Origin of the sequence: Nonomuraea glycinis (genome assembly GCF_035920485.1) — a bacterium.
Lineage (GTDB): Bacteria > Actinomycetota > Actinomycetes > Streptosporangiales > Streptosporangiaceae > Nonomuraea > Nonomuraea glycinis.
Map to the genome: position 1 here is coordinate 776,159 of NZ_CP109166.1, position 23,017 is coordinate 799,175.

Annotated in this window: 20 protein-coding genes; 9 read left to right on the forward strand and 11 right to left on the reverse strand. The window is 71.0% G+C overall.

Annotated elements, in window-relative coordinates; genetic code table 11:
• Positions 1–155: 155 nt before the first annotated feature.
• Both OHA68_RS03555 and OHA68_RS03560 read left to right on the forward strand, forming a co-directional pair.
• A complete protein-coding gene (locus tag OHA68_RS03555) occupies positions 156–3,170 on the forward strand; it encodes a M14 family metallopeptidase (protein WP_327106344.1) in 3,015 nt (1,004 codons plus the stop codon).
• Positions 3,171–3,299: 129 nt separating this feature from the next.
• Positions 3,300–4,733, forward strand: a complete 1,434-nt coding sequence (locus OHA68_RS03560; RefSeq protein ID WP_327106345.1) for an aldehyde dehydrogenase — start codon at positions 3,300–3,302, stop codon at positions 4,731–4,733.
• Between the two features lie 185 nt (positions 4,734–4,918).
• On the opposite strand, the gene OHA68_RS03565 is transcribed toward OHA68_RS03560, so the two are convergent.
• Genes OHA68_RS03565 through OHA68_RS03585 form a run of 5 tightly spaced genes read right to left on the reverse strand, consistent with a single transcriptional unit; the run spans position 4,919 to position 10,415 of the window.
• A complete protein-coding gene (locus OHA68_RS03565; RefSeq protein WP_327106346.1) occupies positions 4,919–5,680 on the reverse strand; it encodes an alpha/beta hydrolase in 762 nt (253 codons plus the stop codon).
• Positions 5,681–5,689: 9 nt separating this feature from the next.
• A complete protein-coding gene (locus OHA68_RS03570) occupies positions 5,690–6,715 on the reverse strand; it encodes an ATP-binding protein (RefSeq protein ID WP_327106347.1) in 1,026 nt (341 codons plus the stop codon).
• Entirely contained in the window at positions 6,708–7,130 is a 423-nt protein-coding gene (locus OHA68_RS03575; protein ID WP_327106348.1) for an AMP-binding protein, read from the reverse strand. The genes OHA68_RS03570 and OHA68_RS03575 overlap by 8 nt, the downstream gene beginning before the upstream one ends.
• Positions 7,131–7,186: 56 nt before the next feature.
• Entirely contained in the window at positions 7,187–9,619 is a 2,433-nt protein-coding gene (locus tag OHA68_RS03580; RefSeq protein ID WP_327106349.1) for a LuxR C-terminal-related transcriptional regulator, read from the reverse strand.
• Positions 9,620–9,671: 52 nt separating this feature from the next.
• Positions 9,672–10,415 carry an AMP-binding protein gene (locus OHA68_RS03585; protein ID WP_189136614.1) on the reverse strand — a complete coding sequence of 248 codons (744 nt, stop codon included), beginning with the start codon at positions 10,413–10,415 and terminating at the stop codon, positions 9,672–9,674.
• A gap of 185 nt (positions 10,416–10,600) precedes the next feature.
• On the opposite strand from OHA68_RS03585, the gene typA reads away from it, so the two are divergent.
• Entirely contained in the window at positions 10,601–12,451 is a 1,851-nt protein-coding gene (typA, locus tag OHA68_RS03590; RefSeq protein ID WP_327106350.1) for a translational GTPase TypA, read from the forward strand.
• Positions 12,452–12,558: 107 nt separating this feature from the next.
• Here typA and OHA68_RS03595 read toward each other — a convergent pair whose 3' ends face one another.
• The 4 genes from OHA68_RS03595 to OHA68_RS03610 all read right to left on the reverse strand — a co-directional run bounded on the left by OHA68_RS03595 (position 12,559) and on the right by OHA68_RS03610 (position 15,056).
• Complete coding sequence (locus OHA68_RS03595; protein WP_327106351.1) at positions 12,559–13,209, reverse strand: DUF2461 domain-containing protein; 651 nt, start codon at positions 13,207–13,209, stop codon at positions 12,559–12,561.
• A gap of 19 nt (positions 13,210–13,228) precedes the next feature.
• On the reverse strand, positions 13,229–14,029 hold the full coding sequence (locus OHA68_RS03600) for a polysaccharide deacetylase family protein (protein ID WP_327106352.1): 801 nt from the start codon (positions 14,027–14,029) through the stop codon (positions 13,229–13,231).
• A gap of 22 nt (positions 14,030–14,051) precedes the next feature.
• Positions 14,052–14,357 carry a hypothetical protein gene (locus OHA68_RS03605; protein WP_189136610.1) on the reverse strand — a complete coding sequence of 102 codons (306 nt, stop codon included), beginning with the start codon at positions 14,355–14,357 and terminating at the stop codon, positions 14,052–14,054.
• 123 nt (positions 14,358–14,480) lie between these two features.
• On the reverse strand, positions 14,481–15,056 hold the full coding sequence (locus OHA68_RS03610; protein ID WP_189136609.1) for a helix-turn-helix domain-containing protein: 576 nt from the start codon (positions 15,054–15,056) through the stop codon (positions 14,481–14,483).
• A 95-nt stretch (positions 15,057–15,151) separates the two neighbouring features.
• Between OHA68_RS03610 and OHA68_RS03615 the strand changes: the two genes are divergently transcribed.
• Together OHA68_RS03615 and OHA68_RS03620 are read left to right on the forward strand one after the other, a co-directional pair.
• Complete coding sequence (locus tag OHA68_RS03615; protein ID WP_327106353.1) at positions 15,152–15,985, forward strand: DMT family transporter; 834 nt, start codon at positions 15,152–15,154, stop codon at positions 15,983–15,985.
• Positions 15,986–16,012: 27 nt separating this feature from the next.
• Entirely contained in the window at positions 16,013–16,942 is a 930-nt protein-coding gene (locus OHA68_RS03620; RefSeq protein WP_327106354.1) for a sensor histidine kinase, read from the forward strand.
• A gap of 17 nt (positions 16,943–16,959) precedes the next feature.
• On the opposite strand, the gene OHA68_RS03625 is transcribed toward OHA68_RS03620, so the two are convergent.
• Complete coding sequence (locus OHA68_RS03625; protein WP_327106355.1) at positions 16,960–17,544, reverse strand: sigma-70 family RNA polymerase sigma factor; 585 nt, start codon at positions 17,542–17,544, stop codon at positions 16,960–16,962.
• Between the two features lie 244 nt (positions 17,545–17,788).
• Between OHA68_RS03625 and OHA68_RS03630 the strand changes: the two genes are divergently transcribed.
• Positions 17,789–18,862: a PLP-dependent cysteine synthase family protein gene (locus OHA68_RS03630; RefSeq protein ID WP_327106356.1), complete on the forward strand. Its 1,074-nt coding sequence runs from the start codon at positions 17,789–17,791 to the stop codon at positions 18,860–18,862.
• A 69-nt stretch (positions 18,863–18,931) separates the two neighbouring features.
• Here OHA68_RS03630 and OHA68_RS03635 read toward each other — a convergent pair whose 3' ends face one another.
• Positions 18,932–19,909 carry an ABC transporter substrate-binding protein gene (locus tag OHA68_RS03635; RefSeq protein WP_327106357.1) on the reverse strand — a complete coding sequence of 326 codons (978 nt, stop codon included), beginning with the start codon at positions 19,907–19,909 and terminating at the stop codon, positions 18,932–18,934.
• Positions 19,910–20,010: 101 nt separating this feature from the next.
• Between OHA68_RS03635 and OHA68_RS03640 the strand changes: the two genes are divergently transcribed.
• Genes OHA68_RS03640 through OHA68_RS03650 form a run of 3 tightly spaced genes read left to right on the forward strand, consistent with a single transcriptional unit; the run spans position 20,011 to position 22,888 of the window.
• On the forward strand, positions 20,011–21,045 hold the full coding sequence (locus OHA68_RS03640) for a FecCD family ABC transporter permease (RefSeq protein ID WP_189136604.1): 1,035 nt from the start codon (positions 20,011–20,013) through the stop codon (positions 21,043–21,045).
• The gene (locus OHA68_RS03645; protein WP_327106358.1) at positions 21,042–22,082 is read left to right on the forward strand and encodes a FecCD family ABC transporter permease; all 1,041 of its coding nucleotides are present in this window, start codon (positions 21,042–21,044) and stop codon (positions 22,080–22,082) included. The genes OHA68_RS03640 and OHA68_RS03645 overlap by 4 nt, the downstream gene beginning before the upstream one ends.
• On the forward strand, positions 22,079–22,888 hold the full coding sequence (locus OHA68_RS03650) for an ABC transporter ATP-binding protein (RefSeq protein ID WP_327106359.1): 810 nt from the start codon (positions 22,079–22,081) through the stop codon (positions 22,886–22,888). Before OHA68_RS03645 ends, OHA68_RS03650 begins: the two co-directional genes overlap by 4 nt.
• The last annotated feature ends 129 nt before the right edge of the window (positions 22,889–23,017 follow it).

Below are 23,017 nucleotides of genomic sequence, written 5' to 3' on the forward strand. Positions count from 1 at the left end.
TTGAGGGCTGTCATCTGAACGGGCGAACTGATGCCCCTTTGACGAAGGATGTCAAGACTTGTCCGATCTAAGCTCCCAATAAGTTTGGGCCTTGCCAAGATCGGCACATCGGTCTGAGATGGCGATCGAACTCGTCTCTGCGAAGGGGCAGACCCGTGTCTCGATCATTGAAGCTCTTCACCGTGGCCGTCCTCGGCTTAGGCACGTCCCTGGTGGGCCTGCAGGCCCAGGCCGCCGTGGACCCTCTACCACCCAGCGACCGGATCGAGCTCTACGAGCTCGACAGCCCGCTCGGCACCGGCCAGTCCCTCCGGGAACAGGGCTTCGACGTCGTCCAGCAGGAGATCAAGGACGGCAAGGAGCACGTCGAGCTGACCGCCGCCCAGGAGGACCTCGCCGGACTGCGGAAGCTCGGCCTCAAGCCCGAGCCCGTCCGCAACCCCCAGGGTCAGACCCAGCTGGAGGCGGCCAGGGCGCAGGCCGCGAACGGCTACACCGTCTACAAGTCCTACTCCGAGCGCGGCGGCATCGCCGACCAGCTCAAGGCCATCGCCAACGCCAACAAGGACATCGTCAAGCTCACCTCACTCGGCAAGACGCTGAGGGGCCAGGACATCCTCGCCGTCAAGGTGTCCAAGCAGGCCAGGGTGCTGCCCGACGGTCTCAAGCCCGCGGCCCTCTACTCGGCCACCCAGCACGCCCGCGAGTGGATCGCCACCGAGGTGGACATGCGGCTGCTCAAGCACGTGGTCGCCAACAAGCACGCGCTCAGGGACCTGCTCAACAAGACCGAGTTGTGGTTCGTGCCCGTCGCCAACCCCGACGGCTACGACTTCACCTTCACCGAGGGCAACCGCCTGTGGCGCAAGAACCTGCGTGACGTGAACGGCGACGGCCGGATCACCACCGGCGACGGCGTCGACCCCAACCGCAACTTCCCGTCGAACTTCCACTACGACGAGGAGGGCTCCTCCTCCATCCCGAGCAGCGAGACCTATCGCGGCACCGGCCCGGCCAGCGAGCCGGAGACGAAGGCGATGGACGGGCTGCTGCGGCGCGTCAACTTCGAGACGCAGCTCAACTACCACTCCTTCGGCCCGCTGCTGCTCTACCCGGCCGGCTACCAGATCGCCACCGAGACGGCGGACAACCCGATCTACGAGGCGCTGACCGGCACCGACGCCCGGCCCGCCGTCCCCGGGTTCGACCCCGACCTCGGCGCCGAGCTCTACACCACCAACGGTGACACCAACGACCACGCGCACCGCAAGTACGGCACCCTGTCCTGGACGCCGGAGCTGAACGAGGGCTGCGAAGGCTGCGGCTTCGTCTTCCCCGACGACGAGGCGCTGGTGCAGGCGGAGTTCGAGAGGAACCTGCCGTTCGCGCTGGACATCGCCAAGTCCGCGGTCAACCCGGTGGAGCCGGTCAGCCACCTGGGCAACAAGACCCCCGACTTCGTCATCGACCCCTTCGAGCTCAGCCACGGCAAGGACCAGGTCGTCCAGGTCAACGCCAAGCGCAAGCTCGGCCCCGTGCTGCTCAACTACCAGATCGGCAACGGCCGTAAGAAGACCGCGACCACCAAGGAGTGGCAGGGCGGCGAGCGCTACGGCGACGGCTACGACCGCTACTACCACTGGATGCGCGGCAAGATCACCGGCACCAAGCCGGGCGACACGGTCAAGGTCTGGTTCACCGCGCTCGGCAAGAAGAGCGCGGAGTTCACGTACAAGGTGGCGACCGACATCGGCGGCAAGGTGCTCGTGCTGGCCGCCGAGGACGTGACGGGCATCAGCCCGGCGCAGGGCGTGACCGAGGCCAAGTACGCCGACGAGTACGTGGCGGCGCTCACCCAGGCCCGGTACACCTCCGACGTGTACGACGTCGACAAGCAAGGGCGTAAGGCCCCGCATCCGCTGGGCGTGCTCAGCCACTACAAGGCGGTGATCTGGGAGACCGGCGACGACGTCATCCCCCGGAGCGTGGGACAGGTGCCCGGCACCACCTCCAAGGTGGGCGTGGACACCGAACTGGCCGTCCGCGACTACCTGAACGAGGGCGGCAAGGTCATGCACTCGGGCAAGTATCCGTCGTACGCGGCCAACGCCAACGGCGCCTACTTCTACCAGCCCGACCAGCCGGGACAGCCGGAGTGCGCGGAGCCGAACGACCCGCCGTGCATCCCGGTGTTCAACGACTTCCAGCAGTACTGGCTGGGTGCGTACGTCTACTTCGACAACGCGGGCAGTGACCCGGCGACGGAGCAGCCGTACGCGCTGAACGGCGTGGCCGGCGCCTTCGACGGCTTCTCCGCCACGCTGGAGCCCGACGTGCACACCAACTCGTTCGTGGCCACCTCGGCGATCCTGCCGGCCGACCGGTTCCCGCTGTTCGCCAGCTCCGCGCCGATCAAGTGGGCCCGGCCCGGCGGCCCGTTCGATCCGCACAGCGGCTCGTGGGACGTCTACAGCGGCATCGCCGACGTCTCCTGGAAGCGGCTGAGCAAGACCGTCGACCTGACCGGCAAGAGCTCCGGCGACCTGTCGTTCTGGACCTCCTACGACACCGAGGCCGGCTGGGACCACCTGGTCGTGGAGGCGCGCACGGCGGGCGGCGACGACTGGACGACGCTGCCCGACGCCAACGGCCACACCACGCAGGCCACCGGTGACAGCTGCGCGGCCGAGTGGCGCACGATCCACCCGTTCACCCAGCGCTACCAGGGGCCGAACTGCGAGCCGACCGGCAGTTCCGGCGCGTGGCACGCGGCCTCGGGCAACTCCGCGGGCTGGCAGCAGTGGAAGATCGACCTGACCCCGTACGCGGGCAAGCAGGTCGAGCTGTCCATCTCCTACATCAGTGACTGGGGCACCCAGGGCGCGGGGGTCTTCCTCGACGACTTCGCGCTCACGCTGGACGGCGCGGCGGCCGAGCAGACCTCGTTCGAGTCCGACCTGGGCGGCTGGGCCGTGGCGGACGCTCCCGAGGGCACCTCGCCGTCGATCAACAACTGGGCCCGCACGGACCAGATCTTCGAGGAAGGCGGCGGCATCGTCACCAAGGACACGGTCTACCTGGGCTTCGGCGCGGAGAGCGTGACCAGCCAGGAGGCGCGCACCGATCTCGTCAAGCGGTCGATGCGCCATCTTCTGGGCGATCCCCGCTGATCCTCGCTGATCTCCGCTGATCACCAGGGGGCACGGCACACGGTGCCGTGCCCCCTCTTGCGTACGTGACCAGAACATGGTTCGGTCACAGGTGAGGCTCGGACGACCAAGGTTGCGGGAGGCCATGACATGCGCCAGCACGACACACTCTTCATCGGGGGCGAATGGGTGGCCCCGGCGGGCACCGGGACGATCGACGTCATCTCCCCGCACACCGAAGAGGTCGTGGGCCGGGTGCCCGAAGGCACGACCGAGGACATGGACCGGGCGGTCGCCGCTGCCCGCGAGGCGTTCGACCACGGCCCGTGGCCCCGCCTGACCTTCGCCGAACGCGCCGCGGCCATCGGCCGGCTGGCCGAGATCTACGCCGCCAGGCAGGCCGAGATGGCCGCGCTCATCACCGAGGAGATGGGCTCGCCCATCACCTTCTCCACCCTGGCGCAGGCGCCGCAGCCGCTCAGCATGCTGCAGTACTACGCCGAACTCGGCGCCGGCTTCGAGCAGGAGGAGCAGCGGCCCGGCCTGTTCGGGCCGGTGACCGTGCGCAGGGAGCCGGTGGGCGTGGTGGCGGCCGTGGTGCCGTGGAACGTCCCGCAGTTCGTCACGATGACCAAGGTCGCGCCCGCGCTGCTGGCCGGCTGCGCGATCGTGCTCAAACCCGCGCCGGAGACGCCGCTCGACGCCTATCTGCTGGCCGAGATGGCGCAGGAGGCCGGCATCCCGCCCGGCGTGCTCAACATCGTCGTGGCGGGCCGCGAAGTGGGCGAGCACCTCGTCTCCCACAGGGGCGTGGACAAGGTGGCGTTCACCGGCTCGACCGCGGCGGGGCGGCGCATCGGCGCGATCTGCGGCGAGCAGCTCAAGCGGGTCAGCCTGGAGCTGGGCGGCAAGTCCGCGGCGATCTTCCTGGACGACGCCGACCTGCAGGCCAGCATGGGCATGCTGGCCATCGCCGCGCTGATGAACAACGGCCAGGCGTGCGTCGCGCAGACCCGCATCCTGGCCTCGCGCAACCGCTACGAGGAGGTCGTGGAGGCCGTCGCCGCCATGGTCACCTCGCAGCCCGTCGGCGACCCCGCCGACCCGGCCACCGGCATCGGCCCGCTGGTCGCCAAGCGCCAGCAGGAACGCGTCGAGGGCTACATCAAGATCGGCATGGACGAGGGCGCCAAGGTCGTCGTCGGCGGGCTCGACCGGCCCCGCGACCGCGGCTGGTACGTCGCGCCCACCGTCTTCGCCGGGGTCTCCAACGACATGCGCATCGCCCGCGAGGAGATCTTCGGCCCGGTGCTGGCGGTCATCCCGTACGAGGACGAGGCCGACGCCGTCCGCATCGCCAACGACAGCGACTACGGCCTGGCCGGCACCGTCTGGACGGCCGACACCGAGCACGGCATGGACGTGGCCCGCCAGGTCCGCACCGGCACCTACGGGGTCAACTGCTACATGCTGGAGAGCAACACGCCCTTCGGCGGCTACAAGGCCAGCGGCATCGGCCGCGAGCTCGGCCCGGAGGGGCTCGGCGGCTATCTGGAGTACAAGTCGATCGCCAGGCTCGGCTGAACGATGGGGCCCCGGCACATGCCGGGGCCCCATCCACCCGGATGGCGCCCAGCGAGCCCCCGCAACGCTGGGCAACCGCCCGACTACGAGAAGTATGTCCTACGTCAACCGCCTCGGCGGTTTCGTACCCCTAAGACTTTCTCCCGGCGGTTTCTATCCATCCGCCATAGGTAGACGTCTCTTACTCAGGAAAAGTTCGAAGAGATCCATTTTCCGATGCGATGGATGAGTTCGGGGGTCGCCGCCGCCTCCGCGTGGCCGTACCCCGGCTCGATCCAGAGCTCCTTCGGCTCCCGTGCGCCGTCGTACAGCTGGTGCGGATGATCGAGCGGGAAGAAGGCGTCGGCGTCGCCGTGCACGATCAGCACCGGCGCGGGTGAGATGAGCGCCACCGCCTCGTGCGGCGGCATCGGGATCGGCTCCCACGCCCCGGCGGCGATCCTGGTCCGCTTGGCCACCCTGGCCGCCCAGCGCCCGACGGGCCGCTCGATCGCCCAGTGCACCTGGCGCATCGGCTTGGTGCCCCGGTAGTACCAGCGGGCGGGCCCGCTCACCGCCACCACCGCGTCAGCCCCCTCGCACAGCCCGCCGTGCCGCACCGCCACCGAGGCGCCCATGGAGAACCCCACCACGGCGATCTTGCGATAACCGATCACCCGGGCATGCCGGACGGCGGCGTCCACGTCGAGGATCTCCCGATCCCCCACCGTGCTCTCGCCCCCCGACCGGCCGTGGCCACGGAAGTCGAACGCGACCACCCCGCCGTAACGGCTCAGCACGTGCGCGATGCGGCGCGCCGTGCGCTCCCGCCACGATCCCGTGAAGCCGTGCGCCACCACGATCCCGACGTCCCGCCCGCTGGGGCCGGTGGGATCGGTGTGCGCGGCGTCGATGCGTACCCCGTCCTCGGTCCTGAGCAGGACGGGGAAGTGTGGTGCGAAAGGCATGCTCCGAGCCTATTCCCGACGCCGCAGGTGCCTGTCGCGCAGCCACGCCTCCTCGGCCGCCTCCCGCGACCGCTCGGCGGCATACTCCTTGACGACGCCGTGCAGGCGGAGCCGTCCGCCGGCCTGGCGCACCACCAGCGCCTTGTCCGCCAGGCCGCCGAGCAGGCCGGGCAGCTCCGCGCCACGCAGCAGCCCGCCGTCGGCGCAGACCCGCGCGGCGAGCTCCGGGTCGAAGGCGCCCGCGAAGACCGGCAGTCTGCGCAGCAGCACCCGCTCCTTGGGGCTGAGCAACTCGTGGCTCCACTCCAGAACCGCCCATACGGTACGCGCGCGGCCCGGCACGGCGGGATCCACCACCCGCAGCAGTCCGTGCCGCCCGCCGATCCGCTGGAGCATCCGCGCCGGGGCGATGGACCGGGCGTGCGCGGCGGCCAGTTCGAGCGCGAGGGGCACCCCTTCGAGCAGCCGGCACACCCGCTCGACGTCGCGATCGGCCACCCCGCGAGCCCCGGCGGCGGCCGCCCGCTCCACGAAGAGCTCCACGGACCCGGCGTCCGTCCGCCCGTCGCCGGGGAGCGCCAGCGGCGGCACCCGCCGGACCAACTCGCCGGGAACCCCTGCCGCCCGCCTGCCGGTGAGCAGGAACCGCAGGCCGGGGCAGCGCGCGGCCAGCGCGGCGACCAGCCCCGCGCAGTCCCCCCGCGGCAGGTCACAGCCGTCGAGCACGAGCAGCCCGGAGGAGGCCGGGTGCACGTCCAGCGCCTTGACGACCGACCGCCCGTCGGCGATACACCCGAGCTCCACCACTTTGGCACGTTCCAAGTAAGCGATCCGCCCGGCCAGCCGGGTCTTGCCGATGCCGCCCGGCCCGACGAGCGTGATCACCCGCTCGTCACGGAGCAGCGCGCACAGTTCGGCCACATCGCGCTCACGCCCGACGAAACGTCCGGCCACGTCGCGATCGCGCGCGACGAGAGGTCCGGGCGCGTCCGGCACGCCCGCGCCACCCCGGCCGGTCGCGGAAGGATCAGACACACGGCCAGTTTCCACTGGTCCGAGGCTCGCCGTGACCGCTTTGCCGAAGCGCGTCACCATGACGGCCGAGGTCGGCGGCGCCCAGCACCATCCGGACCCGGGACTCCTCGGCCGCCCGCACGGCCGCGCGCAGATCGGTGATCATGACGCGGGCGCTGCTGTCCCGGATCCGCTCCCGCAGCCGGGCCTCGTCCAGCTCGGCGGGGACCGGGCAGGCGATGCCGCCCACGGCGATCACCGCGTCGGTCACCACCAGCAGCGCGGGGCCGACCGACAGGCAGATGAGCACCGTGTCGCCGGGACGCACCCCACGGCGCCGTAACAGGATGCTCGCGGCGGCGGATCGCTCGTCCAGCTGCCGCTCGGTGAGGGCCAGGCCGGTGCCCGAGTCGACCATGACGATGCGCTCATCCATGCGCCCACGCTAGGCAGGACCACCTGGTACGTACATCGGGCGGATTATGCAGATCCCTATGCAGAAGGCGCCGGATGCTCCGCGGCCCACACGGCGATCTGCGCCCGTGAGGTGTAGCCGAGCTTCTCCATGATGTTGGCGATGTGCCGGGCCACCGTCGCCGGGCTGATCACCAGCTCGCCGGCGATGGCCCGGTTGGACAGCCCTCGGGTGAGCAGGGCGGCGACTTCGTGCTCGCGGGCGGTCAGCAGCGAGCGCCTGACCGGCTCGGTGACGGCCGCGCCGGCCGGGGCCGCCGGCCGCACGCCCTCCAGGACAAGCCGGGCGGCCTCGTCGGGACACATCGACCGCCCCCGCGACCAGAGCGAGGTGGTACGGCCCTCGCCGAGCTTGGCGCGGGCCCGGCCGAGCAGCTCCTCGATCCGCCCGGTGGCGCACCGCTGGCCGATCGACTCGCGCAGCACGGCCGCGGCGGCGGCGGCCAGTACCGCGCCGTCCAGGTCGCCCTCGGCCTCGGCCAGCACCGACAGCCCCACCAGGCACCGGGCCACGCCCTGCCGCTGCCCGGTCCGCCTGCTCAGCTCGAGACTCGCGGCCAGCCGCTCCCTGGCCGCCGCGAACTCCCCCAGCATCGCCGCGACCCGGCCGCCCCTGGCCAGGGAGCGCGCCAGCTCCACCGTGCCGCACAGCTCCACGCCCCCGGCCAGCTCCCGCAGCCAGGCGATGGCCGTCTCGTAGTGGTCCCATGCCGTCACCAGGTCGCCGCGGGCCTCGGCCACGGCGCCGAGCTGGGTCGCGCCCCTGGCCATCATCCATCGGTGGCCGTGCTCGCGCGCTCGCGCCAGCGCCTGCTCACCGTGCCGCTGCGCCTCGCGCAGCCTGCCGCGGGTCAGCGCCACCGCCGACAGCCCGGCCAGCCCGGCCGCCTGGTTCCACGCGTCGCCGGTGGCCGTGGCCAGCGCCAGGCCCTGCTCGGCGTGCCCGAGCGCCTCGTCGGCGCGGCCGGTGCGCAGCAGCACCATGGTGAGCAGACTGTGCATGACGCAGCGCTGGAACGGGTCCCGCAGGCCCACCAGGCTCTGGAAGGCGTGGTCGAGCGATCGGCTCAGCTCGTCCCTGGCCTCCAGCCCGTAGGCGAGGCAGCCCCTGGCCTGGGCGAGCTGCTCCTCCGACACCCGCGTCAGGTCCCGGCTGAGCAGGCGCTCCAGGCAGCCCACGATCTCCATCGGGTTGCCGCTCACCGGCAGCAGGCCTGTGCTGTTGAAGCACAGCCGCAGGCCCAGCGGCACGTTGCCGGACTCGACCGCCCAGTCCAGCGCGGCCCGCAGGTCGTCGAGCAGGCTCCTGCTCCTGATCAGCGCCCCCAGCCTGTGCGGCCACGGCAGCCCGGCCTCGGCCACCTCGACGGCGAAGTGGCGCTCCTGCAGCTCGCACAGGACGCTCAGGTGGCGCTCGCGCACGGCCTCCCGCTCGGCCGCCTCCACGAGCCGCTCGGCCGCGAACCGCCTGATGGTCTCCAGCAGCCAGTAGTGGCCCCGGCCCTCGTCGTAGAGCACCAGCGACTTGTGGATCAGGCCGCCCAGCAGGTCGACGATCTCCGACTCGGCGATGGGCGGCACGGCGCACACCCGCTCGGTCAGCCCCAGGTCGAACGGCCCGGCGAACACCGACAGCCGGCGCAGCAGCACCTGCTCCTTGGCCGACAGCAGGTCGTGGCTCCACTGGACGGCGGCGAGCAGGGTGCGCTGCCGGGCCGGGGCGGTGCGCTCGCCGGTGGTGAGCAGCGAGAAGCGGTCGTCGATCCGGTCGGCGATCTGCGCGGGGCTGAGCAGGCTCGTACGGGCCGCGGCCAGCTCCAGCGCCAGGGGAAGCCCGTCCAGCGCCCTGCACAGCCGTACGACGTCAGGCAGGCTCTCCTGGCCCAGTCTGGTGCCCGCCGCGGTCGCCCTCTCCAGGAAGAGTCGTACGGACTCCGCGTCGGACCCGCCGCCCTCGGGCAGGTCGAGCGGCGGGACCCGCCAGACGAGCTCGCTCGCGATGCGCAGCGGCTCCCTGCTGGTGGCCAGGATGGCGAGCTGCCGGCAGGACGCGACGAGCGCGGCGGCCACGTCGGCGCACTCGTCGACCAGGTGCTCGCAGTTGTCCAGCAGCAGCAGGCAGGGGCCACCGCCGCGCAGCCGGGCCACCAGCGTGTCCAGCAGCGGCCGGCCGCCCTCCTGGCGCACCCCGAGCACCCTGGCGATCTCCTCGATCACCAGCTCGGGACGGGTGATCCTGGCCAGCTCGACCAGCCAGACGCCCTCGGGACAGCGCGGGCCGCCCTTGGCGGCCACCTGTAAGGCCAGCCGGGTCTTGCCGATGCCGCCGACGCCGCACAGGGTCACCACCCGCGCCCGGCCGAGCAGCCGGCACAGCTCGTCGATGTCGCGCTCCCGGCCGACGAACCGGTTGGGCTCGACGGGCAGGTTGTGCCGGGGGAGATCAGGCATGTGGTCACCCTGCGTCGCGGAAGGATCACACTTTCCTACAGTGTCGCACTTTTCACCCGACGAGCGAGCTGACCACGGCCCTTTCGTCCACCACGCGCAGCGCCGGGGTCCCCACCAGGCGCCTGGCCAGCTCGTAGGGGGCGACCGCGAGGGTGGCCCCGTGCTCGTGGGCGAGCACCCGGCAGCCGACCACGGTCGGCTCGTGCGCGATCACGACGTGCGCGCCGGACATCAGCGCCGCGTCCAGCAGCCGCAGTCCCTTGAACACGTCGCCGACCGCGGCCAGCACCACGTCGTCCTTGCCGACCACCAGCCGGGTGACCAGTTTGCGCAGATCGCCGGCCAGCTCGTCGTGGTCGAAGATCCGATGGCCGTCGAGCGTCAGCGCGGGCCCCGCCAGCGGCCCGAACTCCACCGTGCCGTCGCCCAGCAACTCGCTGAACGGAAGCGCGCCCGCCGCCGCCTCCACCGCGAAGACGTGCCGTACGTCCGCCGCCGCGGCGTCGCAGCCCCGATGGGTGATCATCATCCGGGCCTCGCCGGAGCCGCCCAGCACCGCGACCCCGCCCGCCCAGGCCACCGCGTGGACCGCGACGGGCAACGCCGCGCCGAGCGGCAGGTTCACCAGGACGCGGTCGCCGTAGCGCAGGCCGTAACGGCGCAGCCCCGCCGCGGCGTGCGTGACCCGCCGGGCGAAGGCGGCGTGGGACAGCATCGCGCCGGTCCTGACATCGCTCACGGCCGGCTGATCCCCCTGCGTCGCTGTCGAGCCCATGACCAGCTCTGTCCACGTCATGCCGGTCAATCTAGGGATTGCGGCCCTTCCTGCCATGCGCACAAATGTGCATCAGGGTATGTAGGAGAGCTCTCTGAATGAATGTGCAGGGCCGGTCTCGCTCCGTCCATCAGACGGGATCAACTAGACTTAACTCCGCCGCGACTTCGCGCGGTCGCCTCCACGAACACAGAGCGAGACCACTCATGCCTTTGAACAGCCGCGACGACCTGCGGAATATCGCGATCATCGCGCACGTCGACCATGGCAAGACCACGCTCGTCGACGCCATGCTCTGGCAGTCCGGGGCATTCCGCGCGAACCAGGACGTTGACGACCGCGTCATGGACTCCAATGACCTTGAGCGCGAGAAAGGCATCACCATTCTCGCGAAGAACACCGCCGTCCAGCACAGCGGCATGACCATCAACATCATCGACACGCCGGGCCACGCCGACTTCGGTGGCGAGGTCGAGCGCGGCCTGTCCATGGTCGACGGTGTGGTGCTGCTGGTGGACGCTTCCGAGGGCCCGCTGCCGCAGACCCGGTTCGTGCTGCGCAAGGCGCTGTCCGCCAAGATGCCGGTCATCCTGTGCATCAACAAGGTGGACCGGCCCGACGCGCGCATCGCGGAGGTCGTGGACGAGGTCTACGAGCTCTTCATCGACCTCGACGCCACCGAGGAGCAGATCGACTTCCCGATCATCTACGCCTCGGCGAAGGCCGGCCGCGCGTCCCTGGCGCGCCCCGACAACGGCGGCATGCCGGACGCGGAGAACCTCGAGCCGCTGTTCGACATCATCAAGTCGACGATCCCGGCGCCGGTCTACGACCCCAACGCGCCGCTGCAGGCGCACGTCACCAACCTCGACGCTTCCGCCTACCTGGGCCGCATCGCGCTGTGCCGGATCCACCAGGGCGTGCTGCGCAAGGGCCAGCAGGTGGCCTGGTGCCGCACCGACGGCTCGATCCAGAAGGTCAAGATCACTGAGCTGCTCATGACCGAGGCGCTGGAGCGCAAGCCCGCCGAGGAGGCCAGGCCCGGCGACATCATCGCCATCGCCGGCATCCCCGACATCATGATCGGCGAGACGCTGGCCGACCCGGACGACCCGCGCCCGCTGCCGCTGATCACCGTCGACGAGCCCGCCATCTCGATGACCATCGGCACCAACACCTCGCCGCTGGTCGGCAAGGCCAAAGGCTCCAAGGTCACCGCCCGCATGGTCAAGGACCGCCTGGAGAAGGAGCTCGTCGGCAACGTCTCGCTGCGCATCCTGCCCACCGAGCGTCCCGACACCTGGGAGGTCCAGGGCCGGGGCGAGCTGGCGCTGGCCATCCTCGTCGAGCAGATGCGCCGCGAAGGCTTCGAGCTGACCGTCGGCAAGCCCCAGGTCGTCACCAAGCTCGTGGACGGCAAGGTGCACGAGCCCGTGGAGCGCCTCACCGTCGACTGCCCCGAGGAATATCTCGGCGCCATCACCCAGCTCATGGCCGTCCGCAAGGGGCGCATGGAGCACATGACCAACCACGGCACCGGCTGGATCCGGATGGAGTTCGTGGTGCCGGCGCGCGGGCTGATCGGCTTCCGCACCGAGTTCCTCACCGAGACCCGCGGCACCGGCCTGGTGCACCACGTCTTCGAGGCCTACGAGCCGTGGTTCGGTGAGCTGCGCACCCGCAACAACGGCTCCCTGGTCGCCGACCGGTCCGGGCCCGTCACCCCCTTCGCCATGCTCAACCTGCAGGAGCGCGGCACGCTGTTCGTGGCGCCGACCACCGAGGTGTACGAAGGCATGATCGTCGGCGAGAACTCGCGCTCCGACGACATGGACGTCAACATCACCAAGGAGAAGAAGCTCACCAACATGCGCTCCTCCACCAGCGAGGAGACCGAGAAGGTGATCCCGCCGCGCAGCCTGTCGCTGGAGCAGGCGCTGGAGTTCATCCGCGAGGACGAGTGCGTGGAGATCACCCCGGACGCGGTGCGCATCCGCAAGGTGGTGCTCGACGCCGCCGTCCGCGGTCGCGCCACCGCCCGCGCCAAGCGCGCCTGACCGACCACCGGTGAAGGTCCCGCTCGCGACCGTGTGTCGCGCGCGGGACCTTTCTCGTCGGCGGCGGACGAGCACGCCGTGGGACCTTTCCCGTCGGCGGCGGACGATCAGCGGCGGGGCAACTCGCTCCCCCTGACGTGGGCGCAGAGCCACTCGATCAGCGGGGCGTAGTCGCGCCAGGTGTCGCGCACCCGCGCGGCGACCTCCGGCGTGTGCACCCAGGGCTCCGGCTCGAAGCGGCTGCCCGCGTGCAGGGAGCGGTGGCGCAGCAGGTCGAGGCGGGGATGGTCGACGGGGACGCCGCGCGGCCTGGTCTTGAGCCGGTCACCGGAGACCGCGTAGCCGGCGGCGCGCAGCGAGGAGACGATCTCTTCGAGCGGTTTGCCGGACAGGTCCTCGTCGACGGCCGCCCGGTAGCGGGCCACCTGGTCGGCGGCCTGCGAATAGACGCCGCCCGCGGTGAAGAGGCCCGCCGCGCTCACCTCGACGTAGAGGCCGATGCCGGGCTGGTGCTCGACGAAGGCCCCCTGGTGCGTCTTGTAGGGCGACTTGTCCTTGGCGAAGCGCACGTCACGGTACGGCCTGAAGAGCTGGGCCTGCCCGAACTCGGCGGCCAGCTCCTCGGTCAGCGCCACCATCGGCGCCCGCACCGCCTCCTCGTAGAGGTGCTTGTGCCGCGCGAAGTAGGTCTTGGAGTTGTCCGCCTCCAGACCCTCGTAGAAGACGAACGCCTCGTCGGGGATGCCGGTGAAACCCATGCCGTAAGGGTGCCACGCGTCACCGACGGTCTTCGGCGAGGGGCGGTATGTCGTCCTCGTACTTCTTGCCGGGTTTGGGGCGGCGGCCGTACAGCTCGCTCACGGTGGCGAAGGCGTAGCCCTTGCGGGTGAGCCGGTCGAGCAGGCCGGGGACGGCCTTGACGGTGGTGCGGTGGATGTCGTGCATGAGCACGATGGAGCCCGGCTCGGCCCGCGCCCCCCTCCTGGCCACGACGGCGGGCACCCGGTCACGCCAGTCGAAGGTGTCGACGTTCCACAGGATCTGCGCCTGCCCCCGGTGGCGGGTCAGCGCGGCGACGCGGCGGTCGGTGGACCCGTACGGCGGGCGCATGAGCCGCATCCGGACCCCGGTCAGCGATCGCACCAGCCTGTCGGTGCGCCGCAGCTGACGCCTGATCCGGCTCTTCGGCAGGGCGGTGAGCTGCCGGTGGCTCCAGCTGTGGTTGCCCAGCTCGTGGCCGTCCGCCACCATCTGGCGCACCCGCTGGGCGCCCCGGCCGGCGGCGACCATCTCGCCCACGACGAAGAAGGTGGCCTTGACGTCCCGGGCGCGCAGGATGTTCAGCAGCCGGCCGGTGTGGCGGCCGGGGCCGTCGTCGAAGGTGAGCGCCACGCAGCCGGTCTCCGCGCAGTCGAGGCGGCGCGGCTTCGGCCAGTCGGGCTGCATGGCCATGAGCCGCTTGGCCAGCGTCTCAGGCTCCGGGACCGGGCGCGGGGGCGCCGACTCGACGTACGTGAAGCTTCCCGTGGCGCATCCCGCCAGCGCCAGCAACGCCGGCGCCACCACCCACACGCGCATGCCGCCCCCACCCGACGCGGGGTCACGGATAGTCCTGGACCCGATCCCCCCGCATCTCCTTGGCCAGGTCGTCCCACCATGATGGGATATCCGCTTGCAACTCTGTGTAGCGACGCGCCACTCTCGTCGCACATCCTGCCGGGTCCGTGCCGACATGCCGGCGTTTCACCGCTCCCTCATGCCATCGGTAGAAGCCGTCCCTGTAGCGCACGACCAGTCCGATCCACACCGACAGCGTCGGGCCGTCCCCGAGCTCGTATGCGTTGGTCACGCCCAGAGCCTGCAGCTCCGCCTGGAGCTTTTCCGTCGCCGCGCGGGATTCACTCACCCGCCGCCACCCCCTGCCGACGATGCGTCGCACACCTGAGGGTGTACCCACCGACAAGCCGCAGCCGTCAAGAACATAAAGTAATCATGAAACTCCAGATGGTGATCGGGAAGCCATATGACGTTATTGGTCGGCGAGCGCGCGCGGTTCGGCGACGACCATCACGAACCTGAGCTCTTCCCGCCCCTCGTTGGCGTAGCGGTGCGCCCGGTCGGCGGTGAAGAGCACCGCGTCGTCGACGCCGATCGCATGGCTCTTGCCGTGGACGGTGAGGGTCAGCTCGCCGGCGAGCACGGTGAGCATCTCGCGGGTGCCCGCGGGGTGCGGATCGCCGTCGTGGTGCTCGCCCGGCGCGAGCCGCCAGTCCCACAGCTCCAGGATCATCGGCGAGTCCGCCCCGACGAGCAGCCTGGCCCGCACGTCGCCCTGCTCGAAGGTGACCACGTCCGCCTTGTCCACGACCCTGACCATCGGCACGTCGGACACCTCGACCAGCCGGGCCACGGTCACGCCGAGCGCCGAGGCGATCCGGGTGAGGGTGGACACACTCGGGTTGGTCCTGGCCTGCTCGACCTGGACCAGCATGCCCCTGCTCACGCCGGACCTGGCGGCCAGGGCGTCGAGCGTCAGGCCGCGGTGGGTGCGCTGGGCGCGGACGTTGGTCGCGATGGCCTGTGTGATCGTCTCCGGATCCTGCACCAGTGCAGTCTAGTGGAAAGGATTTGCACTGTGTTGCACTCTGTGTACTGTACTGGGAGTGCAATGAACTGAACTATGCGAGAAACGAGGGACCCGTGACCGCGGTGATTCTGGCGACCGCCTGTGCGGTGGTGTACGGCACGGCCGACTTCTTCGGCGGGCTCGCCACCCGGCGATCGCGGGTGCTCGCCGTCGTCGCGCTCTCCCAGCTCGCCGGGCTGGCGCTCATCCTGGTCCTGCTGCCGGCGCTGCCCGGTCTGTTCAGCGGCGGCGCGCTCGGCTGGGGGCTCGGTGCGGGCCTGTGCGGCGCCGCCGGCCTGGTCCTGTTCTACCGGGCGCTGGCGAGCGGCGTCATGTCGGTGGTCGCGCCCACCACGGCGGTCACCTCCGCCGCCCTGCCCGTGATGTACGGCCTGGCCCGGGGGGAGCGCCCGGCCCCGCTGGCGCTGGCCGGAGTCGTGCTGGCCCTCGGCTCGGTGCTGCTGGTCAGCCAGGACCGCACGGCGGCCGGGAGCGGCTCGACGGGCTCGCTGCTCACCGCGCTGGCGGCGGGCGCCGGGTTCGGCGGGTTCTTCATCCTGCTGGACCTCGCCCCTGACGGGGCGGGCCTCTGGCCGCTGGTCGGCGCGCGACTGTCGTCCATCTCGGTGGTGGTCGCGCTCGCTCTGGCGACGCGGCGCGCGCTGCGGCCGAGCACCGGATCGCTGCCCGTCATCCTGGCCGCGGGCGTGCTCGACATGGTGGCCAACGTGCTCTACCTGCTGGCCAAGGAGCAGGGCATGCTGAGCCTGGTGGTGGTGCTGGTCTCGCTCTATCCGGCGAGCACGCTGCTGCTGGCCAGACAGGTGCTCGGGGAGCGGCTGCACGCGATCCAAGTGACCGGAGTCGCATGCGCGTTGGGTGCGGTCGCGCTGATAGCCGTTGCGTAGGCGGCTAGCGCTTGTTACGTTTCGCCCGTGCGCCCTGATTCCGGCGAGCCGTTGGAGCACCTGGCAGTGCCCTACGGCGCCGATGAGGGTTTCCGGGATCTGGCCCTTCCCCACATCCGGCAGGCGCTGGCCAAGGGCACACAGGTGCTCGTGGTGGCCCGCCAGGCCCTGCGGGACCTGCTCGCCGAGGCGCTCGGCGCGGACCATGACCGCGTCGACGAACGCGACCCCGCCTCCTGGTACGGCCACCCCCAGCGCACCCTGGCCGACTGCCACGACTACGCCCGGGGGCGGCGCACGCTCCTGGTGGGCGAGCCCCGCTGGGCCGGCCGGAGCGAGATCGAGACCCGCGAGTGGATCCGGTACGAATCGGTGATCAACACCGCGCTGGCCGGCGCGCACGCCACCGCCCTGTGCTTCTACGACACGCGGACGGCACCCGAGAACGTGCTGCGCTCCGCGTGGATGACCCATCCCCTGCTGATCGGGCCGGACGGCCTGCTGCCGAGCCCGCACTTCGTCAGCCCTGACCGGCTGGTGCTGAACGGCGACCGGGCGCCGCTGCCCGAGCCCACCGGCCCGGTGCGGGAGACGCGGTTCACCGCCGAGTCGCTCAAGGAGCTCAGGCACACGGTCGCCGGCTACGCCCAAGCCGCCGGGATGGGCGGCGACCAGGCGACCTCGCTCGTCCTGAGCGTGTCGGAGATCGCCGCCAACAGCGTCGAGCACGGCGCCGGGCACGGGCTGGTCAGGATGTGGACGAACGAGACGGGCGTGGTCTGCGAGATCAGCGACTCCGGCGGCCGGCTGGAGGACCCCTTACCCGGCTACATACCACCAGAGCCCGAATCCCAGCGGGGATACGGGCTCTGGATCAGTCGTCAGCTCTGCGATCTGGTGGAGCTTCGCTCGCAGGACGGGCTGCTGCGCGTCCGGCTGCACATGAGGCTGCGCTAGGCGTCAGGCGTCAGGCGTCAGGCCATGCTGGAGGCGGGCAGGCGGACGGCGCCTTCCTCGCGGACGTGCGTCTCAAGCATGCCGCGCAGCTGGCGGCGGCCCCGGTGGAGCCTGGACATGACGGTGCCGATGGGCGTGCCCATGCGGTCGGCGATCTCCTTGTAGGCGAAGCCCTCGACGTCGGCCAGGTACACCGCCAGGCGGAAGTCCTCGGGCAGCGCGCGCAGCGCGTTCATCACCACGTTGTCGGGCAGCCGGTCGAGCGCCTCGTTCTCGGCGGAGCGCAGCCCGGTCGAGCTGTGCGACTCGGCGGCGTGCAGCTGCCAGTCCTCGATGTCCTCGGCCGCCGACAGTTTGGGAGAACGCTGCTTCTTGCGGTAGTCGTTGATGAAGTTGTTGGTCAGGATGCGGTGCAGCCACGCCTTGAGGTTGGTGCCCTCACGGAACTGGTGATAGGAGCTGTACGCCTTGGCCACGGTCTCCTGGACCAGGTCCTCGGCATCGGCCGTGTTACGGGTCAGGCGCATGGCGGAAGCGAACAGCTGCGATGTCACGGGCACGACGTCGCGCTCGAACCAGTCCTGACGCTGCTCTTCGGTCATGGTGATCAAATCATTCCCCCTTGCGCTATCCCCCGTACGGCCCCAGCCGCCCGACCGCGATTCCATCGTTGCAGGCCCGGTGTAAGGGCCGCGTTAGCCTCGATGTGCTGGTCAGAGAGGTGAACAGTCCACGTGCTCGCGGCGTGCGTCATCACACCAGCGGCCGGACGATCTCATTATTGTAACACTCACACACCACATCTGTACAAAAAGTGGTCAGCGTCACATGAGATAGCTTTGAAGCATGAACTTCGTGAGCCGGCATGACGCGGGGACGCGCCTGTGGGTGGCGGAGGCCATCCGCAAGGTCGAGGCCGACGCCAACCGTAGTTGTGATACTCACCTGCACGTCTTTCCGCTTCCCTCAAGCTGGGGGGTAAACCTCTACTTGAAAGACGAGTCGGTGCACCCCACCGGTTCACTCAAACACCGACTTGCTCGCTCTCTCTTCCTGTACGGCCTCGCCAACGGCTGGATCGGACCCACGACCACGATCGTGGAGGCCTCCAGCGGCTCGACCGCGGTCAGCGAGGCCTACTTCGCCCGGCTGCTCGGCCTGCCCTTCATCGCCGTGATGCCCGCCTCCACCTCGCCGGAGAAGATCCACCTGATCGAGTTCCACGGCGGCAAGTCCCACCTGGTCACCGACCCCGGCATGATCTACGAGGAGTCTCGCCGGCTGGCCGCCGAGACGGGCGGCCACTTCATGGACCAGTTCACCTACGCCGAGCGGGCCACCGACTGGCGCGGCAACAACAACATCGCCGAGTCGATCTACGCCCAGATGTCCATGGAGCCCTACCCGGAGCCCGCCTGGATCGTGGTGGGCGCCGGCACCGGCGGCACCTCCTCGACGATCGGCCGCTACATCCGCTACCGCCGCCATGCCACCCGCCTGGCGGTGGTCGACCCGGAGGGCTCGGCCTTCTACCCGAGCTGGGTCTCCGGCGACGACTCCGTCACGGCGCCCGGCTCCCGCATCGAGGGCATCGGCCGCCCGCGCGTCGAGCCCTCGTTCCAGCCGGCGGTGATCGACCGGATGATCGCGGTGCCGGACGCCCACTCGATCGCCGCCATGCACTGGGTGCGCGAGGTCACCGGCCGCGACGTCGGCGGCTCCACCGGCACCAACATCGCCGCCTGCGTGGATCTCATCAAGGAGATGCGCGAGGCGGGCCGGCAGGGCAGCATCGTCACCCTCATCTGCGACAGCGGCGACCGCTACCGGGGCACCTACGGCGACCCTGAGTGGCTGCGGTCTCAGGGCCTGTACATCGAGCCGCACCTGGCGACGCTGCGGGCATTCCTGCCCCTCTGACGGACCCCCTCTGGCGGACCCGCTCTGACGGACCCGCTCTGACGGACCCGCTCTGACGGACCAGCGGGATCAGGTTCTGGCGGGATCGACCTCGAACAGCTTCGCCAGATCGTCCAGCATCGCGTGCGCGCCCTGGATGCCCACCGCGCTCATCCAGGTCAGGTCGCTGACCTCGTGCTGCTCGCCCTTGAGCTTGCCCCACAGCGGGTTCTTCAGGAACGTGTCCTTCGGCCCGTCGGAGGCCGGGTCCGGGTAGGTGGCGACGAAGATGCGGTCGGCGTCCAGCTCGGCGATGCGCTCCTGGCTGATGTCGACCGCGATGGCGTCCTTCTCGGTCGGCTGGCCCTCGGGCCGGGGGAAGCCCACGTCCTTCATGACCAGGCCGGAGTAGGAGTTCTCCACGTACAGGCGGACGGTGTCCTCGCCGGCGAAGCGGACGACGGAGATCGTGGGCAGCTTGCCCTCCTTCTCCTTGATCGCCGTGCCGATCCGGCCGGCGCGCTCCTCGTACTCCTTGATCCTGGTCTCGGCGAGCTCCTCCTTGCCCAGGGCCTGGCCGACGAGGCGGACGTTGTCCTTCCAGATGGCGCCGGTCGTCTCGCTGAAGACGGTAGGGGCGATCTTGGACAGCTTGTCGTACAGGGCTTCGTGGCGGACCTTGGCCGAGACGATCAGGTCCGGCTTGAGCGCCATCACCTTCTCCAGGCTGGGCTGCTCCAGGGTGCCCACCGTGGTCGCCTCCTTGCCGTACTCCGTCGCGACCGTCCCCAGGTAGTCGGGGAGCGTGCTGTCGATGGAGCGGTAGGTCGTGTAGCCGACCACCGGCGTCTCCAGCGTCAGCACCGCGTCGACGAAGCTCTGGTCCAGCGCGACGACCCGCTTGGGCTGGGCCGGGATCACGGTCTCGCCCATCGCGTGCTTGACGGTGCGGAACGCCTCCGCGGGCTTGTCAGCGGAGGCAGGCCCAGGAGCGGCAGGCTCGGTCGAGCCGCAGGCGGCGAGCCCGGCGACCAGCAGGGCGCCCACCAGCGCACGCAACGATCTCATCTGAATTCCTCTTCACGATCAAGTAAGGCAACCCTAAATTAGGTAAGCCGCGCCTAAGCTGGCATACTTCCCCCGGTTCAGGCAAATTCTTAGGGGGACGGGTGCGTTCGACCGCCGTGGCGCCGAGCCCGCACGGCATCCGTCACCGGCGGCTCCTCGTCCTGCTCGGCCTGCTCGCCGGCCTCCTGCTGGCCGTGGCGCTGAGCATCACCCTCGGCTCGAAACCGGTGCCCCTGGCCGACGCCTGGCACGCGCTCACCGCCCCGTCCGGCACCGAGCACGACATCATCATCCGCTCGCTGCGCGTCCCCAGGACCGTGCTCGGCGTGCTGGCCGGGCTGGCGCTCGGCGTGGCCGGCGCGCTCATGCAGGGCCACACCCGCAACCCGCTCGCCGACCCCGGCCTGCTCGGCGTCACGCAGGGCGCGGCCTTCGCGATGGTCGCCTCGATCATCCTGCTCGGTGCCTCCAGCGTGCTCGCCTACATCTGGTTCGGCCTGGCCGGCGCCCTCGTCGCCAGCGTCGCCGTGTTCGCGCTCGGCATGACCGGCGGCAGAGGCGGCCCCACACCGGTGACGCTCGCCCTGGCCGGCACCGCCGTCAGCGCCCTGCTGTACGCCCTGACCTCGGCCCTGGTGCTGCTGGACGAGCAGGCGATGGACGTCTTCCGGTTCTGGCAGGCGGGCTCGATCGCCGCCCGGGGCTCCGACGTGGTCTGGCAGGTGCTGCCGTTCATCCTGGCCGGCCTGGTCCTCGCCCTGGTCAACGCGCCCGCCCTGAACGCGCTGTCGCTGGGCGAGGACGTGGCCCGCGGCCTCGGCCAGAACATCGCCATGACCCGCGCCGTCGGGGTGGCCGCCGTCACGCTGCTGTCGGGCGCCTCGGTGGCCGCCTGCGGCGCGCTGGCGTTCGTCGGCCTCATCGTCCCCCACCTGGTCCGCCCGCTCTCGGGCACCGACCACCGCTGGCTGCTGCCCTTCTCCGGCCTGGTCGGCGCCGTCCTGCTGCTGGTCGCCGACGTGCTCGGCCGCGTCGTCGCGCCGCCGGGAGAGCTGGAGGTCGGCGTGGTGCTCGCGCTGATCGGCGCGCCCTTCTTCATCGCGCTGGTGCGCCGCAGGAAGCCGGTGCGGCTGTGACGACCATCACACTCCGGATCGCCGCGCTGTCCTGGCGGCTGCGGCCGCGCGGCGTCCTCGTGACGGTGGGCGGCGTGCTGCTGCTCGGCCTCCTCATGGCGCTGAACATGCGCCTCGGTGACATCCGGCTGAGCGTGCCGGAAGTGATCGCCGCCACCTTCGACCCGAGCAGCGCCGCCCACTTCGTCGTCATGGAGCTCCGCCTGCCCCGCGCGCTGACCGGCGCGCTGGTGGGCGCGGCCCTGGCGCTGTCCGGCGCGATCATCCAGTCCATCGCCCGCAACCCGCTCGCCAGCCCCGAGATCCTCGGCGTCACCAACGGCGCCTCGGTCCTCGTCGTGGCCGGGGTGGTGGCCAGCGGCAGCGCGTACGGCGGCGCCAGCGGCCTGCTGTCCACCCTCGGCATCCCCGCGCTCTCCCTGCTCGGCGGCCTGATCGGCGGCGCCCTCGTGTACGGCCTGGCCTGGCGGCGTGGGCTGGACGGCTACCGCCTGGTCCTGGTCGGCATCGGCGTCACCGCGGTGTTCACGAACGTGAAGTTCTGGCTGCTCACCGTCGGCGACGTCAACGACACCGGCCGGGCCATGGTCTGGATCAGCGGCTCGCTGAACGGCCGGGGCTGGGAGCACGTCCAGCCGGTGGTGCTGGCGCTCGCCGTACTCCTCCCGCTGACGCTGCTCGGCACCCGCTCGCTCGACGCGCTGCGCTACGGCGACGACACCGTCACCGCGCTCGGCGTGCGGACGAACCTGTCCAGGACGCTGATGATCCTCGCCGCCGTGCTGCTCGCCGCCGTGGCCACCGCCTCGGCCGGGCCGATCGCCTTCGTGGCGCTGGCCGCCCCGCAGATCGCGCTCCGGCTGGCCAGGTCCGGGCAGCCGCCGCTGCTGTCGTCGGCCGCCGTCGGCGCCGTGCTCACCACCGGCGCCGACCTGATCGCGCGCACCGCGTTCCCGCTGGAGCTGCCCGTCGGCATCGTCACCGCCGTGCTCGGCGCGCCGTACCTGATCCACCTCATCTGGAGGGCGAGGAAATGAGACTCCAGGCCGCGAGCGTCAAGCTCGGGTACGGCGACCGCACCATCGTCGACGGCCTCGACCTCGGCGTCGAGACGGGCACCGTGACCACCATCATCGGTCCGAACGGCTGCGGCAAGTCCACCCTGCTGCGCGCGCTCGGCCGGCTGCTCAAACCGCAGGGCGGCGAGGTGCTGCTCGACGGCAAGCGCATCGACCGGACCCCGACCCGGGAGGTGGCCAAGATCCTCGGCGTGCTCCCCCAGGCCCCCGCCGCTCCCGAAGGGCTGACCGTGGCCGACCTGGTCGCCCGCGGCCGGCACCCGCACCAGACCTGGTACCGCCAGTGGTCCTCCGACGACGAGGCCGCGGTGGCCGACGCCCTGGCCATGACCGACCTCACCGACCTGGCCGAGCGGCCGCTGGACGAGCTGTCAGGCGGTCAGCGGCAGCGCGCCTGGCTGTCCATGGCCCTCGCGCAGGGCACCGACCTGCTGCTGCTCGACGAGCCGACCACGTTCCTGGACCTGGCCCACCAGGTGGAGGTGCTGGAGCTGGTCCGCCACCTGCATCAGCGGGCCGGCCGGACCATCGTGATGGTCCTGCACGACCTCAACCTGGCGGCCCGCTACGCCGACCGGCTGGTGGCGATGCGCGACGGCCGGGTGATCGCCTCCGGCGCCCCGCACGAGGTGCTCACCGAGGACCTCGTGCGGGAGGTGTTCGACCTGGACGCCAAGGTCATCGAGGACCCGGTGGCCGGCACCCCGCTGGTCATCCCGATCGGCCCCCACCGCCGCCCCTCCCCTGGCCACCTCATCCCATAGTCCGGCCGAGACCGCCCCTCCCCCGGCCACCACATCCCCCAGTCCGACCGAGACCGCCCCTCCCCGCCCTCCGTCGCCCACGCCAGCCGCCTGCGCGTCCTACGCCCTCGGCGGCCTCTCCTGGTGCCG